This is a genomic window from Streptomyces sp. TLI_185, assembly GCF_003814765.1.
Taxonomy (GTDB): Bacteria; Actinomycetota; Actinomycetes; order Streptomycetales; family Streptomycetaceae; genus Streptomyces.
In genome coordinates this window covers 9,197,972-9,221,591 of the sequence record NZ_RKRB01000001.1, presented here as the reverse complement: position 1 = coordinate 9,221,591, position 23,620 = coordinate 9,197,972, and the positions used below count along the sequence as shown (strand labels likewise).

23 protein-coding genes are annotated in these 23,620 nt (G+C 70.8%); 14 read left to right on the top strand and 9 right to left on the bottom strand.

The window, feature by feature from the left end:
• Positions 1-9 precede the first annotated feature (9 nt).
• The gene (locus EDD92_RS42290) at positions 10-843 is read right to left on the bottom strand and encodes an alpha/beta fold hydrolase (RefSeq protein ID WP_123969175.1); all 834 of its coding nucleotides are present in this window, start codon (positions 841-843) and stop codon (positions 10-12) included.
• Positions 844-960: 117 nt separating this feature from the next.
• Here EDD92_RS42290 and fxsT point away from each other — a divergent pair, with 117 nt between their 5' ends.
• The 9 genes from fxsT (at position 961) to EDD92_RS42245 (ending at position 9,820) form a co-directional block, all read left to right on the top strand.
• The gene (gene fxsT / locus EDD92_RS42285; protein ID WP_123969174.1) at positions 961-2,979 is read left to right on the top strand and encodes an FxSxx-COOH system tetratricopeptide repeat protein; all 2,019 of its coding nucleotides are present in this window, start codon (positions 961-963) and stop codon (positions 2,977-2,979) included.
• Between the two features lie 78 nt (positions 2,980-3,057).
• A complete protein-coding gene (locus EDD92_RS42280; protein WP_123969173.1) occupies positions 3,058-3,297 on the top strand; it encodes a hypothetical protein in 240 nt (79 codons plus the stop codon).
• A 203-nt stretch (positions 3,298-3,500) separates the two neighbouring features.
• Complete coding sequence (locus EDD92_RS42275) at positions 3,501-4,571, top strand: right-handed parallel beta-helix repeat-containing protein (RefSeq protein WP_260327155.1); 1,071 nt, start codon at positions 3,501-3,503, stop codon at positions 4,569-4,571.
• A 52-nt stretch (positions 4,572-4,623) separates the two neighbouring features.
• Positions 4,624-5,046 carry a (2Fe-2S) ferredoxin domain-containing protein gene (locus EDD92_RS42270; protein WP_123969172.1) on the top strand — a complete coding sequence of 141 codons (423 nt, stop codon included), beginning with the start codon at positions 4,624-4,626 and terminating at the stop codon, positions 5,044-5,046.
• Between the two features lie 77 nt (positions 5,047-5,123).
• Entirely contained in the window at positions 5,124-5,294 is a 171-nt protein-coding gene (gene rpmF, locus EDD92_RS42265) for a 50S ribosomal protein L32 (protein WP_030935026.1), read from the top strand.
• A gap of 19 nt (positions 5,295-5,313) precedes the next feature.
• Positions 5,314-6,543 carry a GTP-binding protein gene (locus EDD92_RS42260; protein WP_260327154.1) on the top strand — a complete coding sequence of 410 codons (1,230 nt, stop codon included), beginning with the start codon at positions 5,314-5,316 and terminating at the stop codon, positions 6,541-6,543.
• A gap of 53 nt (positions 6,544-6,596) precedes the next feature.
• Positions 6,597-7,622 carry a patatin-like phospholipase family protein gene (locus EDD92_RS42255; protein WP_185124308.1) on the top strand — a complete coding sequence of 342 codons (1,026 nt, stop codon included), beginning with the start codon at positions 6,597-6,599 and terminating at the stop codon, positions 7,620-7,622.
• 16 nt (positions 7,623-7,638) lie between these two features.
• Positions 7,639-8,766, top strand: coding sequence for a hypothetical protein (locus EDD92_RS42250; RefSeq protein ID WP_123969169.1), 1,128 nt, complete (start codon positions 7,639-7,641; stop codon positions 8,764-8,766).
• A gap of 55 nt (positions 8,767-8,821) precedes the next feature.
• Entirely contained in the window at positions 8,822-9,820 is a 999-nt protein-coding gene (locus EDD92_RS42245; protein WP_123969168.1) for an LLM class flavin-dependent oxidoreductase, read from the top strand.
• Here the strand turns inward: EDD92_RS42245 and EDD92_RS42240 are convergent.
• Both EDD92_RS42240 and EDD92_RS42235 read right to left on the bottom strand, forming a co-directional pair.
• Positions 9,807-10,838, bottom strand: a complete 1,032-nt coding sequence (locus tag EDD92_RS42240) for an alcohol dehydrogenase (RefSeq protein ID WP_123969167.1) — start codon at positions 10,836-10,838, stop codon at positions 9,807-9,809. The two genes, EDD92_RS42245 and EDD92_RS42240, sit on opposite strands and share 14 nt — an antisense overlap.
• Positions 10,839-10,949: 111 nt before the next feature.
• A complete protein-coding gene (locus EDD92_RS42235) occupies positions 10,950-11,786 on the bottom strand; it encodes a helix-turn-helix domain-containing protein (protein ID WP_123969166.1) in 837 nt (278 codons plus the stop codon).
• 112 nt (positions 11,787-11,898) lie between these two features.
• On the opposite strand from EDD92_RS42235, the gene EDD92_RS42230 reads away from it, so the two are divergent.
• Complete coding sequence (locus EDD92_RS42230) at positions 11,899-12,504, top strand: NADPH-dependent FMN reductase (RefSeq protein WP_123970797.1); 606 nt, start codon at positions 11,899-11,901, stop codon at positions 12,502-12,504.
• Positions 12,505-12,594: 90 nt separating this feature from the next.
• A complete protein-coding gene (locus tag EDD92_RS42225; protein WP_123969165.1) occupies positions 12,595-14,937 on the top strand; it encodes an excinuclease ABC subunit UvrA in 2,343 nt (780 codons plus the stop codon).
• A gap of 18 nt (positions 14,938-14,955) precedes the next feature.
• Here EDD92_RS42225 and EDD92_RS42220 read toward each other — a convergent pair whose 3' ends face one another.
• Positions 14,956-15,474: an adenylate kinase gene (locus EDD92_RS42220; RefSeq protein WP_123969164.1), complete on the bottom strand. Its 519-nt coding sequence runs from the start codon at positions 15,472-15,474 to the stop codon at positions 14,956-14,958.
• Between the two features lie 146 nt (positions 15,475-15,620).
• On the opposite strand from EDD92_RS42220, the gene EDD92_RS42215 reads away from it, so the two are divergent.
• Positions 15,621-15,962 carry a VOC family protein gene (locus EDD92_RS42215; protein ID WP_123969163.1) on the top strand — a complete coding sequence of 114 codons (342 nt, stop codon included), beginning with the start codon at positions 15,621-15,623 and terminating at the stop codon, positions 15,960-15,962.
• Between the two features lie 61 nt (positions 15,963-16,023).
• Here the strand turns inward: EDD92_RS42215 and EDD92_RS42210 are convergent, their stop codons facing one another.
• Positions 16,024-17,199 carry an alanine--tRNA ligase-related protein gene (locus EDD92_RS42210; protein ID WP_123970796.1) on the bottom strand — a complete coding sequence of 392 codons (1,176 nt, stop codon included), beginning with the start codon at positions 17,197-17,199 and terminating at the stop codon, positions 16,024-16,026.
• Positions 17,200-17,499: 300 nt separating this feature from the next.
• Here EDD92_RS42210 and EDD92_RS42205 point away from each other — a divergent pair, with 300 nt between their 5' ends.
• Complete coding sequence (locus EDD92_RS42205) at positions 17,500-18,255, top strand: MBL fold metallo-hydrolase (protein WP_123969162.1); 756 nt, start codon at positions 17,500-17,502, stop codon at positions 18,253-18,255.
• Positions 18,256-18,354: 99 nt separating this feature from the next.
• Complete coding sequence (locus EDD92_RS42200) at positions 18,355-18,882, top strand: STM3941 family protein (RefSeq protein ID WP_260327153.1); 528 nt, start codon at positions 18,355-18,357, stop codon at positions 18,880-18,882.
• Positions 18,883-19,046: 164 nt separating this feature from the next.
• Here the strand turns inward: EDD92_RS42200 and EDD92_RS42195 are convergent, their stop codons facing one another.
• The 4 genes from EDD92_RS42195 to EDD92_RS42180 all read right to left on the bottom strand — a co-directional run bounded on the left by EDD92_RS42195 (position 19,047) and on the right by EDD92_RS42180 (position 23,618).
• Entirely contained in the window at positions 19,047-19,856 is an 810-nt protein-coding gene (locus EDD92_RS42195) for a 1-acyl-sn-glycerol-3-phosphate acyltransferase (protein ID WP_123969161.1), read from the bottom strand.
• Positions 19,856-20,629 (bottom strand): GNAT family N-acetyltransferase, encoded by a 774-nt coding sequence (locus tag EDD92_RS42190; protein ID WP_123969160.1) that lies wholly within the window; start codon positions 20,627-20,629, stop codon positions 19,856-19,858. The genes EDD92_RS42195 and EDD92_RS42190 overlap by 1 nt, the downstream gene beginning before the upstream one ends.
• Positions 20,630-20,919: 290 nt before the next feature.
• Positions 20,920-21,669: a succinate dehydrogenase/fumarate reductase iron-sulfur subunit gene (locus tag EDD92_RS42185; protein ID WP_099933059.1), complete on the bottom strand. Its 750-nt coding sequence runs from the start codon at positions 21,667-21,669 to the stop codon at positions 20,920-20,922.
• On the bottom strand, positions 21,666-23,618 hold the full coding sequence (locus tag EDD92_RS42180; protein ID WP_123969159.1) for a fumarate reductase/succinate dehydrogenase flavoprotein subunit: 1,953 nt from the start codon (positions 23,616-23,618) through the stop codon (positions 21,666-21,668). Before EDD92_RS42180 ends, EDD92_RS42185 begins: the two co-directional genes overlap by 4 nt.
• Between the last annotated feature and the right edge of the window lie 2 nt (positions 23,619-23,620).

The following is a 23,620-nucleotide window of genomic DNA, read 5'->3' as shown; positions in this document are numbered from 1 at the left end:
ACAGGGGTGTCAGGGGGTGCTCGGCAGGAAGTCGATGAGGACCGCGGTGAGTTCGGCGGAGGCGTCCTCCTGGACCAGATGCCCTGCGCCCGCGATGGGTTCGAGGCGCGCGCCCGGGATGCGGGCGGCGAGTTCGTGGCCCTTCGCCGGAGGGATCCAACTGTCCTCCTGGCCCCAGCACACCAAGGTCGGGATGCCGATCTCGCCGTAGCGGTCCTGTATCTCGTCGGTGTAGCGCTGGTCGGCCTGGGCGATCTGCCGGTAGAAGGCCGCCTGGCCCACGTCCCCGAGCCAGGGCTGAGCGAGCCGGTCCAGCACGGCGGGGTGCAGACCGGGGCTGCTGGCCGAGCCGATGTACTCGCGCACCAGGGCGCGATGCAGCGCGGGCGGCAGCTGCTCGAAGACCTCGGAGTGCCCGCCGACCAGCCGGAAGAACGGTGATCCCCAGGGCGCCAGCGCAACCGGGTCGACCACGGCGAGCGCCCGGTAGCGGGCTCCGTGCAGCAGATGCGCCCGCAAGGAGACGGCACCGCCGAAGTCGTGGGCCACCACCAGCGGTTCGGCAAGCCCCCAGTGCGCCAGGAGTTCGGTGAAGACCCTGCCCTGGGCGGCCAGGGAGACATCCTGCCCGGCGTACATCTGCGATGCGCCGTAGCCGGGCATGTCCCACACGAACACCTGGTGCCGGCGCGCGAGCGAACGGGCCACGGATCGCCAGACGTACGACGAGAAGGGTGTGCCGTGACAGAGGACGACCGGGTCCTGTCCGGCCTCTCCGAGGTGGTCCCAGCGGACGTCGCCGGAAGTGCTGCGGTAGGTCTTGGTCAGCGGCCAGTCACTCACGGGGCAACTCCTGCTGTTTCTTTGGCGGGCTCTTTGATCGGTTTCTTCAGCGGCTCCTGGGATAACATCACGCAGGCCGTTGATCGTCGCGGTAGCCGTCATACCGAAGAGGGAGCCATGTGGCGAACGCTGGCCGGCGTGGTGTCCGGTCTGCTCGTGCTGTTCGTCGGCAGTCTCGCCTTCAACGCGGCGTCCGGGCAGAGCCATTGGCCGGGACCGCTGGACCTCGTGCGGGTCCACCCGTGGGTGGTGCTCCTCCTTCTGATACCCGTGTCGCTGGTCGGGCTGTGGCAGACGCCGCGCCGCGACCGTGGGCAGAACCGGCCCGCGCCCATGACGTACCAACTGCCGCCGCGCAACACCGACTTCACCGCCCGCGACACCACGCTGCGGGAGCTGCGGCAGCGTCTCACCTCGGCGAATGACGTCGCGATGCTGGTCGTGCGCGGGATGGGTGGCATCGGCAAGACCCAGCTCGCGGTCGAGTACGCCTACCGCTACCTCGAGAAGTACCGGTTCGTCGCGTTCGTACATGCCGAGCACCCCGAGCGCGTGGCGCCGCAGTTCGTGTCTCTGGCCGGCGAACTGGGGCTGGCGGAAGCAGGTTTCGAGCAGGTCATCCCGCGGGTGTACGCCAAGTTGGTGGACCGCAGGCCCTGGCTGATCATCTTCGACAACGGGGAGCAACAGAACACGCTCACCCACGCGCTGCCGGCGGGCGGCCTGGCGAGCAACGGCCATGTCATCGTCACCACCAGGGTGAGGAACTGGTCGAACGGTGCCGATGTCCTCGAGCTGGACGTCTTCGCGAGGCAGGAGTCGGTCGGGCTGCTGACTCGCCGGGTCCCCGGTATCTCCGCGGCGGTGGCGGACCGGATCGCCGAGGAACTGGGGGACCTGCCGCTGGCGTTGGAGCAGGCGGCCGGGTACATGGACTACAACCAGGCGGCGCCCGACGATTACCTGAGGCTGCTGAGGTCCCGGCTGGAGGAGATGATCTCGCTGGGTGCGCCGACCGATCAGCGGACGGTGGTGGTCGCGACCCTGTGGGACCTCAGTGTGCGAAGGCTGGAGGCGCAGCAGCCGCAGGCGGTGCGGCTGCTGAGGCTGTGTGCCCTGCTGGCGCCGGAGCCGATCCCGCTGGACCTGTTCACCCGCAGCGCCGAGATCCTGGACGTGGGCGCGGCCGACCCGCTGGTGTGGGACAGGACGGTCGGTGCCCTGGCCGGTCTGGGGCTCGCGCGGCGCGGGAACGTGTCCCTGGTGGTGCACCGGCTGGTGCAGGCCGCCATCCGGGCCGACATGCCGGAGGAGGCGCACACCGACGCCCGGGGCCGGCTGTGCCGGGCGCTGGTCGCGGCCGTGCCGCACGACATCCACGGGGAGCCCGACGCGCGGCCGCGGTGGCAGGAGCTGCTCCCGCACGTCCTCGCGGTGACCAAGGACGACCCACCGGCCGAGTGCGCTGCGGAGACGGCGGTGCTGTTGAGGCTGGCGTCGGAATTCCTGATCCAGATCGGGGACTACCAGATGGCGCTGCCTCTGTGTGAACGTGCCCTCGCGATCGACGAGTCGCTCGAGGGCCGGGATGCGGAGACCGGCTTCGATCTGATCACCCTGGCCCAGATCCACCGGGAACTCCACGCCCCGGAGAGGGCACGCCCGCTGGTGGAACGCGCGCTGCGGCTGCACGAGTCCTGCCTGCCGGCGAACGATCCCGCCATCGCGACGGACCTGGCCACGCTGGCACGGACCTTGTGCCTTCTCGGTGAACACCGGGCGGCGCTGCCATTGGCCGAGCGAGCGCTGCAGATCGACGAGGCGGCGCACGGGCCGAACGACCCGTACGTGAGCTTCGACCTGATTGCACTGGCGAACGTCCATGTCGACCTCGGCGACCACGAGGCGGCCCTGCCGCTGATCTCACGGGCGCTGCAGATCCGCGAGGCCGTCTACGCGCCGAATCACCTGTACATCGGCTACGTCCTCATCTTCCAGGCCCAGGTCCTGCACGCGATGAACAACCCGACCGCCGTGGATTTCGCGCGCCGCGGCGCGCAGATCCTGCAGACCCGGCTGGGCAGGACCCATCCCAAGACCGAGGACGCATTCGCTCTGGTCGACCGACTACGGTGACGTCGCCGTCCCGGCGGTCGGCGCATTGGCCTCGAACAGCGGCGTGACCTGGGCCGATCCGAGGTCGTTGACCCGGCTATGAAGAAGATCAGCGTGCTCGCCGCGCTCACCATGACCGGACTCGCGCTCGCCACCCCGGCCCACGCGGACAACGGCAACACCCCCGGCGGCCACATCAACACCGTCAGCCACCGAAGCCCTCTTGCCACCGGCCTCTGCAAGGAAGCCCTCGCGCTCGTCCCCGTCTTCGCCACGGGAACCGATCAGGCGCTGGACGACGCCTGCAACAACCGGGACCACGACGATCTGCGCGGCTAGTCCGAGCACTCCGGCTCCGCATCCCGCCGACAGTGAACCCACGCAGGCCCGTATCCGGTGGCGGGCAACCTTCCCGCCACCGGCGCCCACTGCTGAGCGACACCACAGGCAGGCGGAGGCGGGAGACCCCATGCGCAGGAATGCGGCGATCTGGACGGCAGCGGTCGTGAGCGCGGCACTGATCACGGGATTAGGGACGGCAGGTGAGGCGTCGGCCGCCCCGAAGACCCTGGTCGTGGCCCCCGAACGGGGACGACTCCGCGCCCGGTACGCTCGCGCGGCCCCTGAAGACCATCCAGAAGGCGGTGAACCTGGCCGCACCCGGCGACGTCATCACCGTCCGCGGCGGCACCTACGTCCTCACCGACAACATCACCATCGCCACCTCGGGCACGGCGTCCCAGCCCATCACACTCAGCGCCTACCAGGGCGAGCACGTCGTGGTCGACGGCGAGCAACTGCCTGCCGGCCACACCCCGGTCGGCGGCAGCATCCCGCGGGCCGAGCGCGGGGCGATCCACCAGGAGGCCTCGTACTGGCACATCTCGGGCCTGGAGATCGTCAACGGGCCGTACGGCATTTACTGCGACGGATGCAACGGCAACGTCTTCTCCCACCTGTCCACGCACGACAACTACGAGTCCGGCTTCCAGCTCCAGGGCGCCTCCGGCAACAACCAGCTCCTGAACCTGGCCAGCGGCACCGGCAACGTCGTGCGCGGCGCGCGCCTGTGGAACAACGTCGACGACGGCTTCGACGCCTGGAAGTTCGCCTCGCCGATCCTGATCGAGAACTCGGTCGCGTACGGCAACGGCTTCAACCGCTGGAACTTCCCCGCCTTCGCGGGCGACGGCAACGGCTTCAAACTCGGCGGCGGCACCCCCGCCCCGGCGGTCGGACACACGGTCCGTAACAGCGTCGCCTTCAAGAACGCGGCGGACGGCTTCACCGACAACGGCAACACCGGTCCCATCGCCCTGACCCGTGACTCCGCCTACGCCAACGCCGGAACCGGCTTCGACGTCGACACGTCGGGCGGGACCGCCACCCTCACCGCGAATCTCTCGGTCGCCGACGGACGCGCCGCCGCCCTCGGCTCGGCGACCGTCGCCAAGGGCAACTCCTGGGACCTGGGCGGCACTTGGAACGCCTCCTCGGTCCTCAGCACGGACCCGGCCCCTCTCACGGGCCCGCGCGCGGCCGACGGTTCGCTGCCGTCGGCACCGCAGTTCCTGGTACCGCGGGGCGGGGCGAACATCGGCGCGCTGTTCTGATCCACCCGCCCCGGTGCGGCGGGACGCAGGGGGTATGGATCATGCTTCTCCCATGCCATCCGCCCTTCCCTCCCCCCGCCGCACATTGATCGGCGCGGCCCAGCAGCGCCCCTGCACCCTCGTCGTCTGCCGGGGCTGCTGCTGCGGCGACCCGCGCAAGCACCCCGGCACCGACCATGCCTGGCAGCTGGAGCGGCTGCGCGCCGCGGCGGCCGAGCACGGCTTCCAGGTCCGTACGACCGACTGCCTGGGCCCCTGCGACCAGGCGAACGTCATCGTCGTCCAGCCCTCGGCGGCGGGGCGCCGGGCCGGCGGGCGGGCCACCTGGGTCGGCTTCGCCATGGACGACGACTGCACCGAGGAGGTCGCCGGTTGGGCGGCGGCGGGCGGGCCGGGCATCGCCGAGCCGCCCGTGACGCTGGAGCTGCAGTTCATCCAGCCGCCGCGGGACGCACGCGTGCGCAGCCGCCGATGAACCGTCGACCACCCAATTGTTAATGGGATCCATTTTCATGTAGCGTCCTCGGTGCTTGCCCACCGAGGAGGTTTCCCATGGCTGTCCCCAAGCGGAAGATGTCCCGCAGCAACACCCGCCACCGCCGCGCCCAGTGGAAGGCGGCCACCCCGCAGCTCGTGCCGCTCACCCTCGACGGCGTGCGCCACCTCGTGCCACAGCACCTGGTCAGGGCGTACGAGCGCGGGCTGCTGCGCCCCGAAGGCTGAGCCCGTAATGCCGTACGACATGCCGCACACCCGCCTGCCCGTCACCGTCCTGTCCGGCTTCCTGGGGGCGGGCAAGACCACGCTGCTCAACCATGTCCTCGCCAACCGCGAGGGCCTGCGGGTGGCCGTCATCGTCAACGACATGAGCGAGGTCAACATCGACGCCGCGCTGGTGCGCGGCGGCGAGGCCGCGCTCTCGCGGACCGAGGAACGCCTCGTCGAGATGACGAACGGCTGCATCTGCTGCACCCTGCGCGACGACCTGCTGGAGGAGGTCGACCGGCTGGCCCGCGAGGGCCGCTTCGACCACCTCCTGATCGAGTCGTCCGGCATCTCCGAACCGATGCCGGTCGCGGCCACCTTCGCCTTCGCCCGCGACGACGGCGCCACCCTGGGCGAAGTCGCCGAGCTGGACACCATGGTCACGGTCGTGGACGCGGCGAACTTCCTGCCGGAGCTGGAGGGCGGTGACGAACTCGCCGAGCGCGGACTCGCCCCGTACGAGGACGACGAGCGCACCGTCAGCGATCTCCTCGTCGACCAGGTCGAGTTCGCGGACGTCATCGTCCTCAACAAGCTGGATCTGGTGGATTCCCGGGCCGCCGACCGGCTGCGGGCGACGCTCGCCCGCCTCAACCCCCTCGCCCGCATCGTCCCGGCCACCCACGGACGCGTGGACCTCCGCCAGGTCCTCGGCACCCGCCTGTTCGACCTCGAACGCGCCCAGCAGGCGCCGGGCTGGGTACGGGAACTCAACGGCGACCACGTACCCGAGACGGAGGAGTACGGCATCTCCTCCACCGTCTTTCGCTCCGGACTTCCCTTCCATCCGGGCCGGTTGTGGACCTTCGTCACCGAGGACCTGGACGGCGGCGCATTCGGCCGGGTGCTGCGCTCGAAGGGCTTCTTCACCCTGGCGGGCCGCTCCGGAGTGACGGGGCTGTGGTCGCAGGCCGGTTCCGTGGCCCGCTTCGAGCCGTCGGCCGCGCGTGATCCCGAGGCGCCGTATGCGCAGGAACTGGTCCTGATCGGCGTCCAGTTGAACGCGGACCGGATTCAAGCCGCCCTGGCGGACTGCCTGATGGGGCCCGGCGAACGCCTTCCGAACGTCGACCCGTTCCCCGCCTGGGACACGTACGGCATCGACGACAGCTGCGAGCACGAGCACCGATCCAGCCATGTACCGACTCCTGTCGACATCCTGGACACGGTCCGCACATCTGAGGATGCTCGAGTGCAAGCGGTGTGACAGCGCGGCACGCCACCGTGGGCGCGCCCGCCACCGCAACGGGGGTGAGGACGGTGGAAGCACACGCGGCTGCCGGCCCGGAGACGAAGTCCCGGGTGGACCTGGTACTGGAAGGCGGAGGAGTCAAGGGAATCGCCTTCGTCGGCGCGCTGCAGAAGCTGTGCGCGGGACACACCGTACGGCGGGTCGCGGGCACCTCGGCGGGCGCCGTCGTCGGGGCACTGCTGGCGGCCGGCTACACGGTGCCCGAGCTCGAAGAGACCCTCAGGGACATGCAGTTCGCGTCCTTCGAGGACGGCTGGGCACGCCACTTCGGCAAGCCCGGGGCGGCACTGGCCTTCCTGCTGCACAACGGCGTCTTCAAGGGCGACGCACTGCACGCCTGGATCGAGGAGCGCCTGGCCCGCAAGAACGTCGTGACCTTCAAGGACCTGCGGCAGGAGGAGCCGGGGGACGATCCCGGGACGCCGCCGTACCGCCTGGTCGTCACCGTCAGCGACATCAGCCGGGGCCGCGAGCTGCATCTGCCCTGGGACTGCGAGGAGTTGTGCGGCGTGGACCCGGACTCCATGAAGGTGGCGGACGCGGTGCGGGCGTCCGCGTCCATCCCGTTCTTCTTCCGGCCCTTCCCCCTCAAGTGCGGACCCGGCCAGGGCTCCGAACGCCTCGTGCTGGTCGACGGCGGGATGCTGTCCAACTTCCCGGTGGCCCTCTTCGACCGCCACGACGGACGCCCGCCCCGCTGGCCCACCTGGGGGCTCAAGCTGTCCATGCGGACCACACCCGAACAGGACTGGCGGCCCGCCGGCAATCCGGTCACGCTGATCCAGCGGCTGGTCTCGACGATGACCGACGCACACGACCGGCTCCACATCGATGAGCCCTCCGTGCAGGAACGCACCGTCTTCATCGACACCGAAGGCGTGCGCGCCACGGACTTCCGTCTCACCCGCGAGCAGGCGGACTACCTCCTGGCCCAGGGACAGGACGCGGCCGGAAAGTTCCTGTCCACGTGGGACTTCGACCGGTGGCTGGAGCGCTGGCACCCACGGCCCGACGCGGCCGCCGCGGCCGTCTGAGCGGCGGCGGAGGATCATGAGCCCTCGTCCGCGCAGACCGCTGCGCGCGCCGACTCGCCGTACCGGCAAGCCGGTTGCGGGAAAGCTGTCCGCGCTCCGTGTCCGCCCCGTCCGGCCCCGGAAGTACCCCTATCCCCTGGCCAAGCGGCCCAACACCTGGCTGCACCGCGCCCAGGCTCGCCTGTGCGTGCTACAGGTGGAACTGGACGCCACCTACCTCCCGCCGGACCGGCCCAGTCGCGACGGGGTGCGGTTCGCGGTGCTGCAGACCGGAGCCCAGTGCCTGCTCTACTCTGCGCAGAGCTTGATCAAGGAGGCCGGTGAGCGCCGGGCGTGGCCGTGGCGGCTGCGCAGCTGGTGGTCCGGGTATGCCTACGAGGGCACGCTGGCCTGCCTGCACGCCGCCGACGTCGCCATCCTCGCCATGTCGCGGCCGCGCCGGGCCTGGCAGCGCCTGGACACGATCCTGGTCACCGCGCGTCCGCTGCGCCGCAACGACCCGCGGCTCGCCCGCATCAAGACGCTGAAGTCCCAGCAGAACGCGGACGACATGTGTCTGCCGTGGGCCCTGGCCGCGCTGCTGCAGGCCGCCTACGCCCTCCAGGAGGAGCGCGCGGTGCGCAGCCGCAACTTCCGCAACCGGCTCATCCGGGCCGGCCTGGTCCTCTGCCTCCTTCTTGCCGCCGTGCTGTGCGCGCCCCTGTGGGTCGACGGCGCCGTCCCCGTCTGCGAAGCGGGCCGCAACTGCCCAGGCTCCCATGCGCCCGGCGTGCGCGAGGTCGGTGCGGTCATGCTGCTCGGCGTGCTCGGCGCCGCCCTGCACGTGGCGGCGCGGCTCCAGCAGATGGGCGGCAGCTGGAACCCGTACGGGCTGCCGCTGTTCCAGGAGCTCATCAAACTGCCCACCGGCGCCCTGACCGCGGTGACCGGGCTGGTGCTGGTGGACACCGCCGCCCTGCCCGTGATCCAGGCACCCGACTCGTGGCGTGGCGTCATGGCGTACGCCGTCGTGTTCGGGGTGGCCCAGCTGGCGCTGACCCGCTCCATCGACCAGCGCGCCGAGAAGCTCCTGGCGGCCGAGCCCGCCCCGGACGAGGTGAAGCAGCTGGAGAAGGCACCGGAGGATCACCAGGACGTCATGTGACCGGCAGCCACCCGGGCTGCGGGAATGCCGTGGCCCGTCACGCGTTGAATCCCATGTGAGTTCCCTGATCGCCGCCACCCGCTTCTCCGTCCTCGACCGCTCCCGCACCCGCGAGGGCCACACGGACGCGGAGGCGCTGCGTGACACCGTGCGGCTGGCCCAGGAGCTGGAGGGGCTCGGCTATCACCGCTTCTGGGTGTCCGAGCATCACGGGGTGCCGGGCGTGGCCGGTTCAGCGCCCACCGTGCTGGCCGCCGCCGTGGCGGGTGCCACGCGCCAGATCCGGGTCGGCACGGGCGGCGTGATGCTGCCCAACCACCAACCCCTGGTCGTGGCCGAGCAGTTCGGGGTTCTGGAGTCCCTCTTTCCCGGGCGGATCGACATGGGGCTGGGGCGGTCGGTCGGCTTCACGGGAGGGGTACGCAAGGCGCTGGGGCGGGACAAGGGCGACGCCGAGGACTTCGGGGCACAGTTGGAGGAGCTGCTGGGCTGGTTCCGCGGGACGTCCCCGACGGGTGTGCGTGCGCGCCCCGCGGAGGGCCTGACCGTGCCGCCGTTCGTGCTGGCCATGGGCGAGGGCGCCGAGGTCGCTGCCCGCGCGGGCCTGCCGATGGTCATCGGCGACCTCCGCAACCGCGAGAAGATGCAGCGCGGCATCGACCACTACCGCGCCCACTTCCGGCCCTCCCCGTGGGCGGGCGAACCGTACGTCGTCGTCTCCGGCACGGTCGCCGTGGCCGCCACGCCCGAGGAGGCGCGGCGGCTGCTGGTCCCGGAAGCGTGGTCGATGGCGTACTCCCGCACGCACGGCACCTTCCCGCCGCTGCCGCCCGCCGAGCGCGTCGAGGGGCTCGCGATGAGCGGGAAGGAGCGCGGGTTCTACGAGTCCGGGCTCGCCGGCCACATCGCGGGCACCGAGGAGCAGGTCGTGGACGAGCTGGAGACGGTGCTGAAGGAGACGGGCGCGCAGGAGGTGCTGGTCACCACCAGTACGTACGACCGTGCGGCGCTGTTCGACTCGTACCGGCGCCTGGCCCGTATCACCTCCCGGTAGTGATCACCATGCGGAAGCGGGCCGTGCCGGAGAGCATCTTCTGGTAGGCCTCGCCGGCCTGGTCCAGGGGCAGGGTCTCGGTCATCGGGCGGATGCCGTGCAGGGCGCTGAAGGCCATGGTGTCCTGCACGTCCTGTGCGGTGCCGGAGGGATGGCCGCGGACGATCCTGCCGCTCATGAGCAGCTGGACCGGGCTGATGCCCAGGGGTTCGGGGTCCGCCCCGATGGCGACCAATTCGCCGCGGGGTGCCAGCCCGTCCACGGTGGCCGTGATGGCGTGGGAATTGCCCGCCGTGGCCAGCACGACCCTGGCGCCGCCGAGGGACTGCAGCGCCTCCGCGACGGGCGTGGCGGTCGTGCTGTCGACGTAGTGGTGGGCGCCGAGCTGTTTGGCGAAGTCGGCCTTCTCGGCCCCGCGGGCGATCGCCACGGTCTCGAAGCCCATCGCCACCGCATACTGCACGCCCAGGTGACCCAGGCCGCCCAGTCCGAGGACCGCGACCAGGTCGCCGGGCCGGGCGGAGCTGCGCCGCAGCCCGTTGTAGGTGGTCACGCCCGCGCAGGCCATGGGCCCGGCGTCATTCGCGGACAGGGCGTCGGGGATCCGGGCCAGGGCGTCGGCCGGCGCGACCAGCAGCTCGGCGAAGCCGCCGTCGTACGCCCAGCCGGGCACCTTGAGGTTCACACAGACGATGAAGTCGCCCTGTCGGCAGGGCGTGCAGTGGCCGCAGCTGCCGCCGAACCAGCCGACCGTCACCCGGTCGCCCACCTGCCAGCCCCGTTCCGCGGTGCCCTCGCCGAGCACGTCGATCCGTCCGGCGATCTCGTGTCCGGGGACCACCGGGAAACTGATACCCGGCACTCCGCCGTTCACGAAGAGGGTGTCGCTGTGGCAGACCCCGCAGGCGTCCACCGCCACCCGTACATGGCCGGGGCCCGGCTGCGGCACCTCGCGCTCGACGATCTGGAACGGGCCGCCGGCCTCGATGGCCTGCGCGACTCGATAGGTACTGGTCATCTGTCCCTCCGGGACGGTGGGAAAGGGGTGAATGCCCCAGAGTCCAGCACACCAGCTCGAAGCCGATTCCGCGCGCGAAACAGACCAACCGATCAAGGGCGATACGCGGCTCTACGAGATGGCCCGGAGCCGGCCGCGCGTCGGGCGGCGGAGTTGTTCGACGGCCTGGGCCGTCTGTTCGTCCGCGGGCAGGAGGACGACCAACTGCTGGGCGTCCGAGGGGAGTTCGAGCACCTCGCGGACCAGCCGAAGTTCGCATCCGGCCGGGTGGTTGAAGCGGAGGTCCCCGCGCTGCGGAACCAGATGACGGTGCAGGCGGCGTGTGAAGTCGGGGCCGGCGACGGGGGCTAGTTCGGTGCTGAACCACTCGGAACTCTCGACGGACGGTGCGAGCCACAGGTCGAAGGCCTGCTGGTCGGCGACGTCGTCCCAGTCGGCGAAGAACGTCCGGGCGCGGGCGTCGGTGAAGACGTAGCGGGTGAGGTTCGGGGTGTCCGCGTCGAGCACTCCGGTGCCGCTCATCACCGACTCGTAGCCGGTGGTGTGGGCGAGGACGTCGCCCAGCCGGTTGGTGACCATGGCGATGCCCGGCTCGAGAAGGCGGAGCGTGTCCAGGACCGTGGGACGGACCTCGCGGCGCGGCGGCGCGGGCTGGGTATGAGCGACACACTCGCCACCGCTGATCTTCGCGAGGTAGCGCAGGTGGTTGCGCTCGGCCGGGTCGAGGCTGAGCGCGTCGGCGAGCGCGTTCACCACCGCCACCGAGGGGTTGCGGTCACGGCCCTGCTCCATGCGGGTGAGGTACTCGACGCTGATGCCGGCCCGCGCGGCAAGATCCAGCCGCCGCAGGCCCGGTGAGCGGCGGCGGCCGTGGTTCGGCAGTCCCAGCGACTCGGGCTGGATGCTGTCGCGCTTGGCCCTGATGAAGTCCCCCAACGGCGTGCCCATGGGGCGAGCATAGGCCGCTGTCCACTGATCGCGGAGGGCTCAGCCTGGCCCTGTGGGGGCCAGCCTGAGCACGGTCTGGCTGCCGTCGCGGCGCGGCGTGACCGTGTTGGGCATGGACAACAACGAGCAGAACAAGCACAAGCTGGTGATCATCGTCGGAAGCGTCCGGGACGGACGTTTCGGCCCGGCGGTGGCCTCGTGGGTGGCCGAACAGGCGGGCGCTCACGGTGGTTTCGACGTGGAGGTCGTCGATCTGGCCGAGATCGACATCCCGTTGGCGCTGCCCGCGGAGTCGCCCAAGTTCGCCGGTGACGCCTACCCCCGTCCGGCCGGGATGGCGGCACTGACGTCGGCTCTGGAGGGCGCCGACGCGTTCGTCGTGGTCACACCGGAGTACAACCACAGCTATCCCGCCTCGCTGAAGGCGGCCATCGACTGGCACTTCACCCAGTGGACGGCCAAGCCCGTCGCCTTCGTGAGCTACGGGGGCGCGGCAGGCGGCCGGCATGCCGTGCTGCACCTGGAGAACGTACTGACCGAGCTGCACGCGGTGACGATCCGCGACGGTCTCGCCTTCCCGAACTACTTCACCGCCTGGCAGGACGGTCGTCCCCTCGACCCCGACGCCGCCGGGTACGCCAAGACACTGCTGGAGCAGCTGGCCTGGTGGGCCGGGGCACTGCGCTCGGCCCGCGAGGCTGCGCCCTACCCGGCGTGAGCTGGGCAAACGCCCCACAGGCGATGCCGACGGCTTAGAATCGCGGCGTTTGTCCCGCCGCAGTCGAAGACCCGTACGGAGTTCCTGTTCATGCACGACCCACACGACCCCTACGTCCGCGTCCGCGGCGCCCGCGAGCACAACCTCAAGGGCGTGGACGTCGACATCCCGCGGGACGTGTTGACCGTGTTCACAGGGGTGTCCGGGTCGGGAAAGTCCTCGCTCGCCTTCGGCACCATCTACGCCGAGGCCCAGCGCCGCTACTTCGAGTCCGTCGCCCCGTACGCGCGCCGCCTGATCCACCAGGTCGGCGCGCCGAAGGTCGGCGAGATCACCGGGCTGCCGCCCGCGGTCTCGCTCCAGCAGCGCCGCTCGGCCCCGACGTCCCGCTCGTCCGTCGGCACGGTCACCAACCTGTCGAACTCCCTGCGGATGCTGTTCTCCCGGGCCGGCGACTACCCGCCCGGCGCCGCACGCCTCGACTCCGACGCCTTCTCCCCCAACACGGCCGCCGGCGCCTGCGCGGAGTGCCACGGCCTGGGCCAGGTCCACCGTACGACTGAGGAGTTGCTGGTCCCCGACCCGTCGCTGTCGATCCGCGAGGGCGCGATCGCCGCCTGGCCGGGCGCCTGGCAGGGCAAGAACCTCCGCGACATCCTCGACGCGCTCGGCCACGACGTGGACCGGCCGTGGCGCGAGCTCCCGGCCGACCAGCGGGAATGGATCCTCTTCACCGACGAGCAGCCGGTCGTCACGGTGCACCCGGTACGCGACGCGGACCGCATCCAACGCCCGTACCAGGGCACGTACATGAGCGCACGCCGCTATGTCATGAAGACCTTCTCCGACTCCAAGAGCCCCACCCTCCGGGCCAAGGCCGAACGCTTCCTGACCAGCACACCCTGTCCTGCGTGCGGCGGCAGCCGGCTGCGGCCGGAGGCGCTGGCGGTCACCTTCGCGGGCCGTACCATCTCCGAGCTGGCCGCGCTGCCACTGACCGAGCTCGCGGGCTGTCTGGTAGCGGGCGACGAGACCGCCCGCGTCCTCACCGAGGACCTCACCTCCCGTATCGCGCCGGTCCTCGAACTCGGCCTCGGCTACCTCAGCCTGGACCGCTCCACGCCCACCCTCTCGGCGGGCGAGCTGCAACGGCTGCGCCTGGCGACGCAGCTGCGCTCCGGACTGTTCGGGGTCGTCTACGTCCTCGACGAGCCGTCCGCCGGCCTGCACCCGGCGGACACCGAGGCCCTGCTGACCGTCCTGGAGAGGCTGAAGTCCTCGGGCAACTCGGTGTTCGTGGTGGAGCACCACCTCGATGTCGTGCGCGGCGCCGACTGGCTGGTGGACGTGGGCCCGCACGCGGGCGAGCACGGCGGAGAGGTGCTGCACAGCGGCCCGGTGGCGGAACTGGCCTCGGTCCCGCAGTCCGCGACGGCCCGGTTCCTCTTCGGCCGCTCCCCCACCGCCGTACGCCAAGTGCGCATCGCTCACGCCCAGTTGAAGGTCGGGCCGGTCACCCGGCACAACCTGCGCGGGGTGACGGCCGAGTTCCCGCTCGGCGTGTTCACCGCGGTCACCGGAGTGTCCGGATCCGGGAAGTCAACGCTCATCGGCGAGATCACCGAGGACCTGGCGGGTGTGGAACGGCTGGTCTCGGTCGACCAGAAGCCCATCGGCCGCACGCCACGCTCCAACCTCGCCACCTACACGGGGCTGTTCGACGTCGTACGCAAGGTGTTCGCGGCCACCGAGGAGGCGCAGGCCCGCGGTTACGGTGTCGGACGGTTCTCCTTCAACGTGGCCGGCGGGCGCTGCGAGACCTGCCAGGGCGAGGGGTTCGTCAGCGTCGAGCTGCTGTTCCTGCCGAGCACGTACGCGCCGTGTCCGGACTGCGGCGGCGACCGCTACAACCCGGAGACGCTCCAAGTGACGTACCGGGGCCGGAACATCGCTCAGGTGCTGGACCTGACGGTGGAGAGCGCGGCTGAGTTCTTCGCGGACACCCCGGCGGTGGCGCGCAGTCTCACCACCCTGCTGGACGTGGGCCTCGGCTACCTCCGCCTGGGCCAGCCCGCCACCGAACTGTCCGGCGGCGAGGCGCAGCGCATCAAGCTGGCGAGCGAGTTGCAGCGTGGCCGCCGCGGCCACACCCTCTATCTCCTCGACGAGCCGACCACAGGTCTGCACCCGGCAGACGTCGAGGTCCTGATGCGGCAGCTGCACGGCCTCGTCGACGCCGGCCACACCGTGATCGTCGTCGAGCACGACATGTCGGTCGTCGCCGGCGCGGACTGGGTCGTCGACCTGGGGCCGGGCGGCGGGGACGCGGGCGGGCGGATCGTGGCGGCGGGCACGCCGACGGAGGTGGCGGGCGTGGCGGGGAGCGCTACGGCGCCCTATCTGGGACGGGTGCTGCCACCGCTAAAGGCATGAGCGCAGGCGCCGCCCGCCTCACAGGGATGCCAACCAGGCGGCGGTGTCGTCGGGGTGCGGGAACCGGACCGTGCGGAGGGGCGCGAAGCGAGGATCGCCGGTGCGCCGTGCGATCTCGCTGCGGCGGCCCGCGTGCTGGGACCAGGCCCACCACACCGGGTGTTCCCTGCTGAGCCAGCCCGCCCAGGTCTCCCTGTTGCCACCGAAGACACGCTCGCGGGTCACCGTGCGCCGCAGGGAGCGGCGAAGGACGCGCGGCATCACGACGCGCTTGCCGTAGTCCAGCCAGAGCACGGTGTCGGCCTGCTCCCAGAGCAGGTCACGGACCTCCGGGTAGCCGATGCTGTCGATGATCCAGCGAGGTTGGGCCAGGACGCGTGACACCGCCTCGCCCAGCTTGTCGTTGACAGCCCAGTCGGGGCCGACGAAATACAGCGCGTCCATCTCGTGGTAGGGCACATCCAGCCGCTCACTCACGGCCCGCGCGAGCGTGGACTTGCCCGCCCCCGTGACACCCACCACCAAGATCCGCTGCATGCGGGCACTGTATAGCGCCGGCAACACCGCACTCCGAACTCCCGCCCCCGCACCCCCACCGCCGGTCCGGCCCGGACCCCGACCTCGCCTCCTACGGCTACCGGCTGCGCTGAGCATCGGCCGGTTGGCGGACCTATGGTGGCGGCATGACCCTCGACCTCTTCGCAGGCATCCCGGTCAACGACTACGCGGCGGCACTGGCCTGGTACGAACGTCTCTTCGGCACCCCGCCGGCGTTCTTCCCGAACGACTCGGAAGCCGTGTGGGTGCTCGCGGAACACCGCTACGTGTACATCGAGCACCGGCCCGAACACCCCGGGCACGCCCTGCACACCGTGTTCGTCGACGACCTCGACACTCGGATCGCCCGGATCACCGAGCGGGGCCTTGAGCCGACGACCAGTGAGACCTACTCGAACGGCGTACGCAAGATCACCTACCACGATCCGGACGGCAACGAGTTCGGATTCGGCGGCGCTCCCCGGTGACCCCGCCTCCGGGGTGACTCTCGTCGTCGCCCTCGCGCGAGGACGAGAGCCACCTCACCTGTCAGTCCCTGGTCAGCAGACCGGCCACCAGGTCGCGCGGCAGGCCGTGGGTGTCGTGGAGGTAGTGGTAGTCCTCCTCCGTCAGCGGGGCCTTGAACTGCGGTCGGGAGAGCACGCGTCGGCCGCGTTCGAGGAGCTGGGTGAAGCGCTGTTCCTCGTCCAGGAGGAGTGTGCGGACGGTGTCGGTGCCGCAGGGCTGGTGGAAGTGGTTCAGGGTGTGGTCCACGAGTTCCAGGGGCAGGTCGGTCAGCGTGCGTGAGGGGTCGTCTCGGCGCACTGTGGTGAGGAGGCGGCGGATGAGGCGGCGAAGTACATAGCCGCGGCCGGTGTTGGACGGGCGTACGCCGTCGCCGAGTACGACGATGCCCGAGCGCAGGTGGTCGCAGACGAGACGGGTCGAGGGCTCGTCCAGGTCCCACAGCGGCGGGAGCAGCCGCAGCCACGGTTCGAACAGGTCCGTGTCGTAGACCGAGCGGTGTCCTTGCAGGACGGTCGTCAGGCGTTCCAGGCCCATCCCCGTGTCGATGGAGGACTGGGGCAGGGGTTCGAGGGTGCCGTCCTCATTGCGTCGGTAGCGCATGTTGACGTGGTTCCAGATCTCCACCCAGCGGGGGTCGGTGGTGGGGGTGCCCTGGGGCGGGGTGCCGACGTCGCCGGTCCAGACGAAGATCTCCGAGTCCGGGCCGCAGGGGCCGACGGGGCCGTTGGACCACCAGTTCTCGTCGTCGGTGAGCTCCACCGGCGGCCCCAACTCCTGCCAGGTGCGCAGTGATTCGGTGTCGGGGCCGACCTGGTCGTCGCCGCCGAAGACCGTGACGTGCAGCCGCTCCTGCGGGATGCCGAATCCGTCGCGCAGCAGTTCGTATCCCCAGCGCAGGCTCTGTGGGTGGCCGTAGTCGCCGAGCGACCACGAGCCGAGCATCTCGAAGACCGTCAGGTGGGTGGAGTCGCCGATCTCGTCGAGATCGGTGGTGCGCAGGCAGCGCTGGACGTTGATCAGGCGCTGTCCCTGGGGATGGGGGCGGCCCTGGAGGTAGGGCGTGAGGGGGTGCATGCCGGAGGTGGTGAACAGCACCGGGTCCGAGGGCGGCGGCAGGAGGGAGCTTCCGGTGATGAGGTGGTGGCCGCGTTCACGGTAGAAGTCGGTGAACGTGCGTACGGTCTGGTCGGTGTTCATGGCGGTGTCCGTTCGGGTCATGGGGACCGGAAGGGACCGCGGGAGCCGCCTGCGAGCCCTGAGAGCCTGCGCAGAGGAGTGGCACCACATCCCGGCGATCCGTTTCCGGCCGCCGGGGAAAGGTGGAGAGGTCAGGCGTCGGCAGCCGGGGAGCTGGTCGCTCGCGCGGCTGCGGTGTGGGTACAACAGGTCCTGACCTTCATGGGAGGAACGCTAACAGGGGGCGGTGCGGCCCGTCTTCCGGGTTTCCGGGCCTCGCGGTGGGGGGCTCCTGCATGCGACTGGATAGGGTCTCGTGACATGCGACTGACGGTTCTCGGCGGCTGCGGCGCTTGGCCCACGGCGGTCCAGGCATGCAGCGGCTATCTCGTCGAGCACGACGGGTTCCGCCTGCTGGTCGATCCCGGCTACGCCACCCTGCCCCGCCTGCTGCTCCAGCACACCGTCGACGCGGTCGACGCCGTCCTGGTCAGCCACGGGCACCCCGACCACTGCGCCGACCTCAACCCGCTGCTCCGGGCCCGTGGGCTGAGCGACGATCCTCCGCCGCCCCTGCCCGTGTACGCCCCGCACGGGGCCCTCGACGCGGTGCTCGCGCTCGACAAGCCGCGCATGCTCGCGTCGGCGTACCGGCTGCAGGAGTTCGCCCCCGGCGACCGTTTCGCGGTTGGCCCGTTCACGGCCGACACATGGCTGCTGCCACACTTCGTGCCCAATGCCGGCATCCGGCTCAGCACCCCGGGCGGTGTGCTCGCCTACACCGGCGACACCGGCCCCAGCGCCGACATACTGCGCCTTGCAGAGGGCGCCGACCTGTTCCTGTCGGAGGCCACCTATGTCCACGAGGTGCCGGACGGCGATGCTCCCTACCTGCTGACCGCGCGCCTGGCCGGCCAGTACGCCCGCCAGGCGGGCGCCGCCCGGCTCCTGCTCACCCATCTGTGGCCGGGCACGGATCCGACGGCCGCGCGGCAGGCGGCCGCGGAGTTCTTCGGGCAGCCGGTCGGCATCGCCACCCCGGACCTCGTCAGCGAGGTCACCGGGGCTGCCCCCTGATCCGGGCGCTGCGGGACGGGCGGGGCGGCCGGAGCGTGCACCGGACGGTCCACGAAAAGGCTTCCGCTGACGAGGGCTCTGGTCCTATCGTCTGAGCCCGTGATCAGTAACAGCGTTCCGCTGCCCCCGACGGTCTACCCGGTCGCCAAGGGACGTGTGTGGGCCATGCTGGCCGGCTCTCTGGTCTTCGTCGCCCTGGGCATTGCTTTCCTGGTCGCCCGCAGCACCCTGAAGATGACTGTGGCGGGGGCTGTGGCTGTGCCCTTCTTCGGGTTGTGCTCGGTGATCATCGTCCAGCGCCTGCTCCGCGACCGACCCGAGTTGGTGCTGGACGACGCGGGAGTGGACCATGTGAGGCTGGGCCGGTTCGGCTGGGACGAGATAGCCGCCGTGCGGATACGCGAGCAGCGGGTGCGCAACACCTCGCAGTTGTTCATCGAGCTGGTGCTGCACGACCCGGACGCCTATCTGGCTCGAGCACCCAGGCTCGTCCGCAGCACCGCGTCCATGAACGCACGTCTGGGCTTCGGTCCGGCCAACGTGGCCACGAACACCTTGCCGGTGCCGCCTGAGGCGGTCCTGGACGCGATGCGGCGCCACCGCCCCGGACTCGCAGTACAGCACTGAACGCGTCCGTGTTCCGCTGCTTGTGGTTCCCGCAGTCGAAGCCGGGCGGGCCGCCGCCTCGGCGGCCTCGCCGTAGGCGGTGGCCGATATGGTCGATGGGGCGGGGTGGAAAGGCCCGGTCGGCCACCACGGCGCAACTGATCAACCCGTCACAGAGCCACGCGCTAGGCCACCAACGCCGCGTGGATCCAGTCCGCTTGAACCGTCGCCCCCGGCTGGGCGGCGCGGGCCAGTGAGCGGCGGTCCGGGTGGCTGCCGGGCGCGATGGCGTCCCGTACGTCGACCTCGGCCACCAGCCCCCGCGCCGACACCACCCGCCACACCGACGCCAGCAGCGAGTCGTCGCCGATGAAGGCGGGCGCCGTGCTGGCCGTACCCCCGGCGATCCGGTAGTGCAGACGTACCGGCTGTACGGTAGCGCCCGCGTCGAGGGCGGCCTGGAAGACGGCGCGGCGGAAGGTGCCCTGGGCGCGTCCGCACCAGGTGCTGCCCTCGGGGAAGACCCCGACGGCCTGCCCTTCGCGCAGCGCGTCCGCGATGCGGGCGACGGTTTCCGGCAGGGCGCGCAGCCGGTTGCGGTCGATGAACATGGCGCCGCCACGCGCCGCCAGGGGGCCGGCCACGGGCCAGTCCCGGATGTCGGACTTGGCGAGCATGCGGGCCGGGCGGACGGCGGCGAGCAGCGGGATGTCCAGCCAGGAGATGTGGTTGGCGACCAGGAGCAGTCCCCCGGTGGGCGCGGTGGTGCCGGTGATACGGACCTGGACCCCTGCGGCCCGCACGATCCACCGGCACCACCGCTTCACCAGTTCGGCGGGGATCCTCCCGCCGAGCGGCGACAGCACGACCCCGGCAAGCACCAGGGCCACGACTGCCGCCATCCGCAGCACGGCGCGCGGTACGGCCGTGGCGGACCCCGTCGCCTCTATGCACGCCCCCGGGGTGCAGGGCGCGCTGGGCTGCCAGACGCTCATCAGGCGGGCACGAGGGAGAGGAAGTGCCGCAGATAGCGCGGGTTGACCCGGCGCATCGACAGCAGCACATACAGGTCGGCGACCCCGAAGTCCGGGTCGTGGGCGGGCTGCGCGCACACCCAGGCGCCGAGGCGGAGGTAGCCGCGCAGCAGGGCGGGCAGTTCGGCCGAGGCGGCGGGCGGGGTCGCGGCGTCCGGGACCCAGGGCAGCAGCGGCCGTACCCGGAACTCCTCCGGGGCCAGGTACTTGCCCCGCACCTTCTCCCAGGTGGCGGAGGCGAGCGCGCCGCCGTCGGCGAGCGGGATGGAGCAGCAGCCGGCCAGCCACTCGTGGCCGCGGTCCACCATGTAGCGGGCGATCCCGGCCCAGATGAGGCTGATGACGGCGCCGTCACGGTGGTCGGGGTGGACACAGGAGCGGCCGACCTCGACCAGGCCGGGGCGGATCGCGTCGAGCGCGGTCAGGTCGAACTCGCCCTCGGAGTACAGCCGTCCGGCGACCGCGGCGCGCTCCGGCGGCAGCAGCCGGTACGTGCCGACTACCTGGCCGGACACTTCCTCGCGCACCAGCAGATGGTCGCAGTACGCGTCGAAGGCGTCGATGTCGTAGCCCGGCTGCGGGGTGGCCAGCAGGGCCCCCATCTCGCCGGCGAAGACATCGTGCCGCAGCCGCTGCGCGGCACGCACGTCGGCCTCGTCGCGGGCGAGGGAGACGGTGTAGCGGGTGGGTGCGGCGGGCTTCGGGGGACGGTCGAGGGTGGTGACGCCGGTCATGGCTCTCTCCTGGTCGCGGGGCCGGTCGGCGGAGCGGGCAGCAGACCGGACATGCGATCTGCCGCCCCTGTTCTTCCGATGCCGGCTGACCTTCGCGTGACAGGCGCAGAGAGAGCGGGTGTGGGCTTGTTGAACGGCTCGCTCACACGGGGCGCCGGGCGGTGCTGTTCACTTCGTGGCCACGCGGCGCTCGCAGAACCCCCCACCTTACAGACCGCACACGTGCGAGACGGGGCCGGGGAGCACCACTCCCGGCCCCGCCCGTCCGCACCCTCGGCGAACGTTCCTTGCTAGCGCTTCGCCGCCTTCCGCGTAGCCCGCAGCCACTCCTTGTTCATGCTCGTGATGGACACCAGCGGAATGCCCTTCGGGCAGGCAGTGGCGCACTCACCGGTCAAGGTGCAGCCACCGAAGCCCTCTTCGTCCATCTGCGCCACCATGTCCAGCACCCGCGTCTCGCGTTCGGGCGCGCCCTGCGGCAGCACGTTCAGGTGGTTGATCTTGGCGGAGGTGAACAGCATCGCCGCCCCGTTCGGGCAGGCCGCCACGCACGCCCCGCAGCCGATGCACTCGGCGTGCTCGAAGGCGAAGTCGGCGTCCGGCTTGGGTACGGGTGTGGCGTGGGCCTCGGGTGCCGAGCCGGTCGGGGCGGTGATGTAGCCGCCGGACTGGATGATCCGGTCGAACGCCGACCGGTCCACCACCAGGTCCTTGATCACCGGGAAGGCGGAGGCCCGCCACGGTTCGATGTCGATCGTGTCGCCGTCCTGGAAGGACCGCATGTGCAGCTGGCAGGTGGTGGTGCGCTCGGGCCCGTGCGCGTCGCCGTTGATGACGAGCGAACACGCACCGCAGATGCCCTCGCGGCAGTCGTGGTCGAAGGCGACCGGGTCCTCGCCCTTGAGGATGAGCTCCTCGTTGAGGGTGTCGAGCATCTCCAGGAACGACATGTCGGAGGAGATGCCGTCCACCTCGTACGTGGACATGGCGCCTTCGGCGTCGGCGTTCTGCTGCCGCCAGACGCGCAGGGTGAGCTTCATGCGTAGCTCCGCTGAGTGGGGTGGACGTACTCGAAGACCAGGTCTTCCTTGTGCAGGGTCGGAGCCTCGCCGGTACCGGTGAACTCCCAGGCGGCCGCGTACGCGAACTCGTCGTCCCTGCGCGCGGCTTCACCGTCCGGTGTCTGGGACTCCTCGCGGAAGTGGCCGCCGCAGGACTCGGCGCGGTGCAGTGCGTCGAGGCACATGAGCTCGGCGAGCTCGAGGTAGTCGACGACACGGTTGGCCTTCTCCAGCGACTGGTTGAACTCCTTGCCGGTGCCGGGCACCTTGATGCGCCGCCAGAACTCCTCCCGGATCTGCGGGATGCGCTCCAGCGCCTTACGCAGACCGGAGTCCGTACGGGCCATGCCGCAGAACTCCCACATCAGTTCGCCGACTTCGCGGTGGAAGGAGTCGGGGGTACGGTCGCCGTCCACGGACAACAGGAGGTTGAGACGGTCCTGGGTCTCCGCCAACACCTCCTGGACGACCGGATGTTGGACGGTGACCGGCTCGTGGTGCGGGTTGCGGGCGAGGTAGTCGTTGATGGTCGCCGGCAGTACGAAGTAGCCGTCGGCCAGGCCCTGCATCAGTGCTGAGGCGCCGAGGCGGTTCGCGCCGTGGTCGGAGAAGTTGGCCTCGCCGATCGCGAACAGGCCCGGGATGGTGGTCTGCAGGTCGTAGTCGACCCACAGTCCGCCCATCGTGTAGTGCACGGCGGGGTAGATCCGCATCGGGACGGTGTACGGGTCCTCGGCGGTGATCCGCGCGTACATGTCGAAGAGGTTGCCGTATTTCTCCTCGACCGCCTTGCGGCCCATGCGCTTGATGGCGTCGGCGAAGTCCAGGTAGACGCCCTGCCCGCCGGGGCCCACGCCCCTGCCCTCGTCGCAGACGTTCTTGGCGGCGCGGGAGGCGATGTCGCGCGGGACCAGGTTGCCGAAGGACGGGTAGATGCGCTCCAGGTAGTAGTCGCGCTCGTCCTCGGGGATCTTGTTCGGCGGCCGGTCGTCGCCCTTGGCCTTGGGCACCCAGATCCGGCCGTCGTTGCGCAGCGACTCGCTCATCAGAGTGAGCTTGGACTGGTGATCGCCGGTGCGCGGGATGCAGGTCGGATGGATCTGGGTGAAGCAGGGGTTGGCGAAGTAGGCGCCGCGCCGGTGGGCCCGCCAGATCGCGGTGGCGTTGGAGTTCATGGCGTTCGTCGACAGGTAGAAGACGTTTCCGTAGCCGCCGCTGGCCAGGACGACGGCGTCCGCGAAGTACGTGTCGATGCGGCCCGTGATCAGGTCGCGCGCCACGATGCCGCGCGCCTTCCCGTCGATGACGATCAGGTCGAGCATCTCGGTGCGCGGGTGCATCTCGATGTTGCCCGCGGCGATCTGCCGGCTGAGCGCCTGGTAGGCGCCGAGCAGCAGCTGCTGGCCCGTCTGGCCGCGGGCGTAGAAGGTCCGCGAGACCTGTACGCCGCCGAAGGAGCGGGTGTCGAGCAGGCCGCCGTACTCCCGGGCGAAGGGCACGCCCTGGGCCACGCACTGGTCGATGATCTCGACGGAGATCTGCGCGAGCCGGTGCACGTTCGACTCGCGGGCGCGGAAGTCGCCGCCCTTGACGGTGTCGTAGAACAGCCGGTGGATGGAGTCGCCGTCGTTGCGGTAGTTCTTGGCGGCGTTGATACCGCCCTGCGCGGCGATGGAGTGGGCGCGGCGCGGGGAATCCTGGTAGCAGAACTGGACGACGTGGTAGCCCTGTTCGGCGAGCGTGGCGCCCGCGGAACCGCCGGCCAGCCCCGTGCCGACCACGATCACCGTGTGCTTGCGCCGGTTGGCCGGGTTGACCAGCTTGGCCTCGAAACGGCGCTTGTCCCAGCGCTCGGCCACGGGGCCGGCGGGGGCCTTGGTGTCGACGACCGGCTCACCGGTCGCGTAGTCGACGTACTCAGCGCTCATGT

Excerpts from the sequence above, each read along its gene's own strand:
- EDD92_RS42180 (WP_123969159.1), bottom strand. The coding sequence starts at position 23,618 with ATGAGCGCTGAGTACGTCGACTACGCGACCGGTGAGCCGGTCGTCGAC.
- EDD92_RS42235 (WP_123969166.1), bottom strand. The coding sequence starts at position 11,786 with ATGGGCACGCCGTTGGGGGACTTCATCAGGGCCAAGCGCGACAGCATC.
- EDD92_RS42215 (WP_123969163.1), top strand. The coding sequence starts at position 15,621 with ATGACCCTCGACCTCTTCGCAGGCATCCCGGTCAACGACTACGCGGCG.
- EDD92_RS42205 (WP_123969162.1), top strand. The coding sequence starts at position 17,500 with ATGCGACTGACGGTTCTCGGCGGCTGCGGCGCTTGGCCCACGGCGGTC.
- EDD92_RS42225 (WP_123969165.1), top strand. The coding sequence starts at position 12,595 with ATGCACGACCCACACGACCCCTACGTCCGCGTCCGCGGCGCCCGCGAG.
- EDD92_RS42240 (WP_123969167.1), bottom strand. The coding sequence starts at position 10,838 with ATGACCAGTACCTATCGAGTCGCGCAGGCCATCGAGGCCGGCGGCCCG.
- EDD92_RS42260 (WP_260327154.1), top strand. The coding sequence starts at position 5,314 with ATGCCGCACACCCGCCTGCCCGTCACCGTCCTGTCCGGCTTCCTGGGG.
- EDD92_RS42270 (WP_123969172.1), top strand. The coding sequence starts at position 4,624 with ATGCCATCCGCCCTTCCCTCCCCCCGCCGCACATTGATCGGCGCGGCC.
- EDD92_RS42220 (WP_123969164.1), bottom strand. The coding sequence starts at position 15,474 with ATGCAGCGGATCTTGGTGGTGGGTGTCACGGGGGCGGGCAAGTCCACG.
- EDD92_RS42190 (WP_123969160.1), bottom strand. The coding sequence starts at position 20,629 with ATGACCGGCGTCACCACCCTCGACCGTCCCCCGAAGCCCGCCGCACCC.
- EDD92_RS42230 (WP_123970797.1), top strand. The coding sequence starts at position 11,899 with ATGGACAACAACGAGCAGAACAAGCACAAGCTGGTGATCATCGTCGGA.
- EDD92_RS42195 (WP_123969161.1), bottom strand. The coding sequence starts at position 19,856 with ATGAGCGTCTGGCAGCCCAGCGCGCCCTGCACCCCGGGGGCGTGCATA.
- EDD92_RS42250 (WP_123969169.1), top strand. The coding sequence starts at position 7,639 with ATGAGCCCTCGTCCGCGCAGACCGCTGCGCGCGCCGACTCGCCGTACC.
- EDD92_RS42210 (WP_123970796.1), bottom strand. The coding sequence starts at position 17,199 with ATGAACACCGACCAGACCGTACGCACGTTCACCGACTTCTACCGTGAA.
- fxsT (WP_123969174.1), top strand. The coding sequence starts at position 961 with ATGTGGCGAACGCTGGCCGGCGTGGTGTCCGGTCTGCTCGTGCTGTTC.
- rpmF (WP_030935026.1), top strand. The coding sequence starts at position 5,124 with ATGGCTGTCCCCAAGCGGAAGATGTCCCGCAGCAACACCCGCCACCGC.
- EDD92_RS42280 (WP_123969173.1), top strand. The coding sequence starts at position 3,058 with ATGAAGAAGATCAGCGTGCTCGCCGCGCTCACCATGACCGGACTCGCG.
- EDD92_RS42185 (WP_099933059.1), bottom strand. The coding sequence starts at position 21,669 with ATGAAGCTCACCCTGCGCGTCTGGCGGCAGCAGAACGCCGACGCCGAA.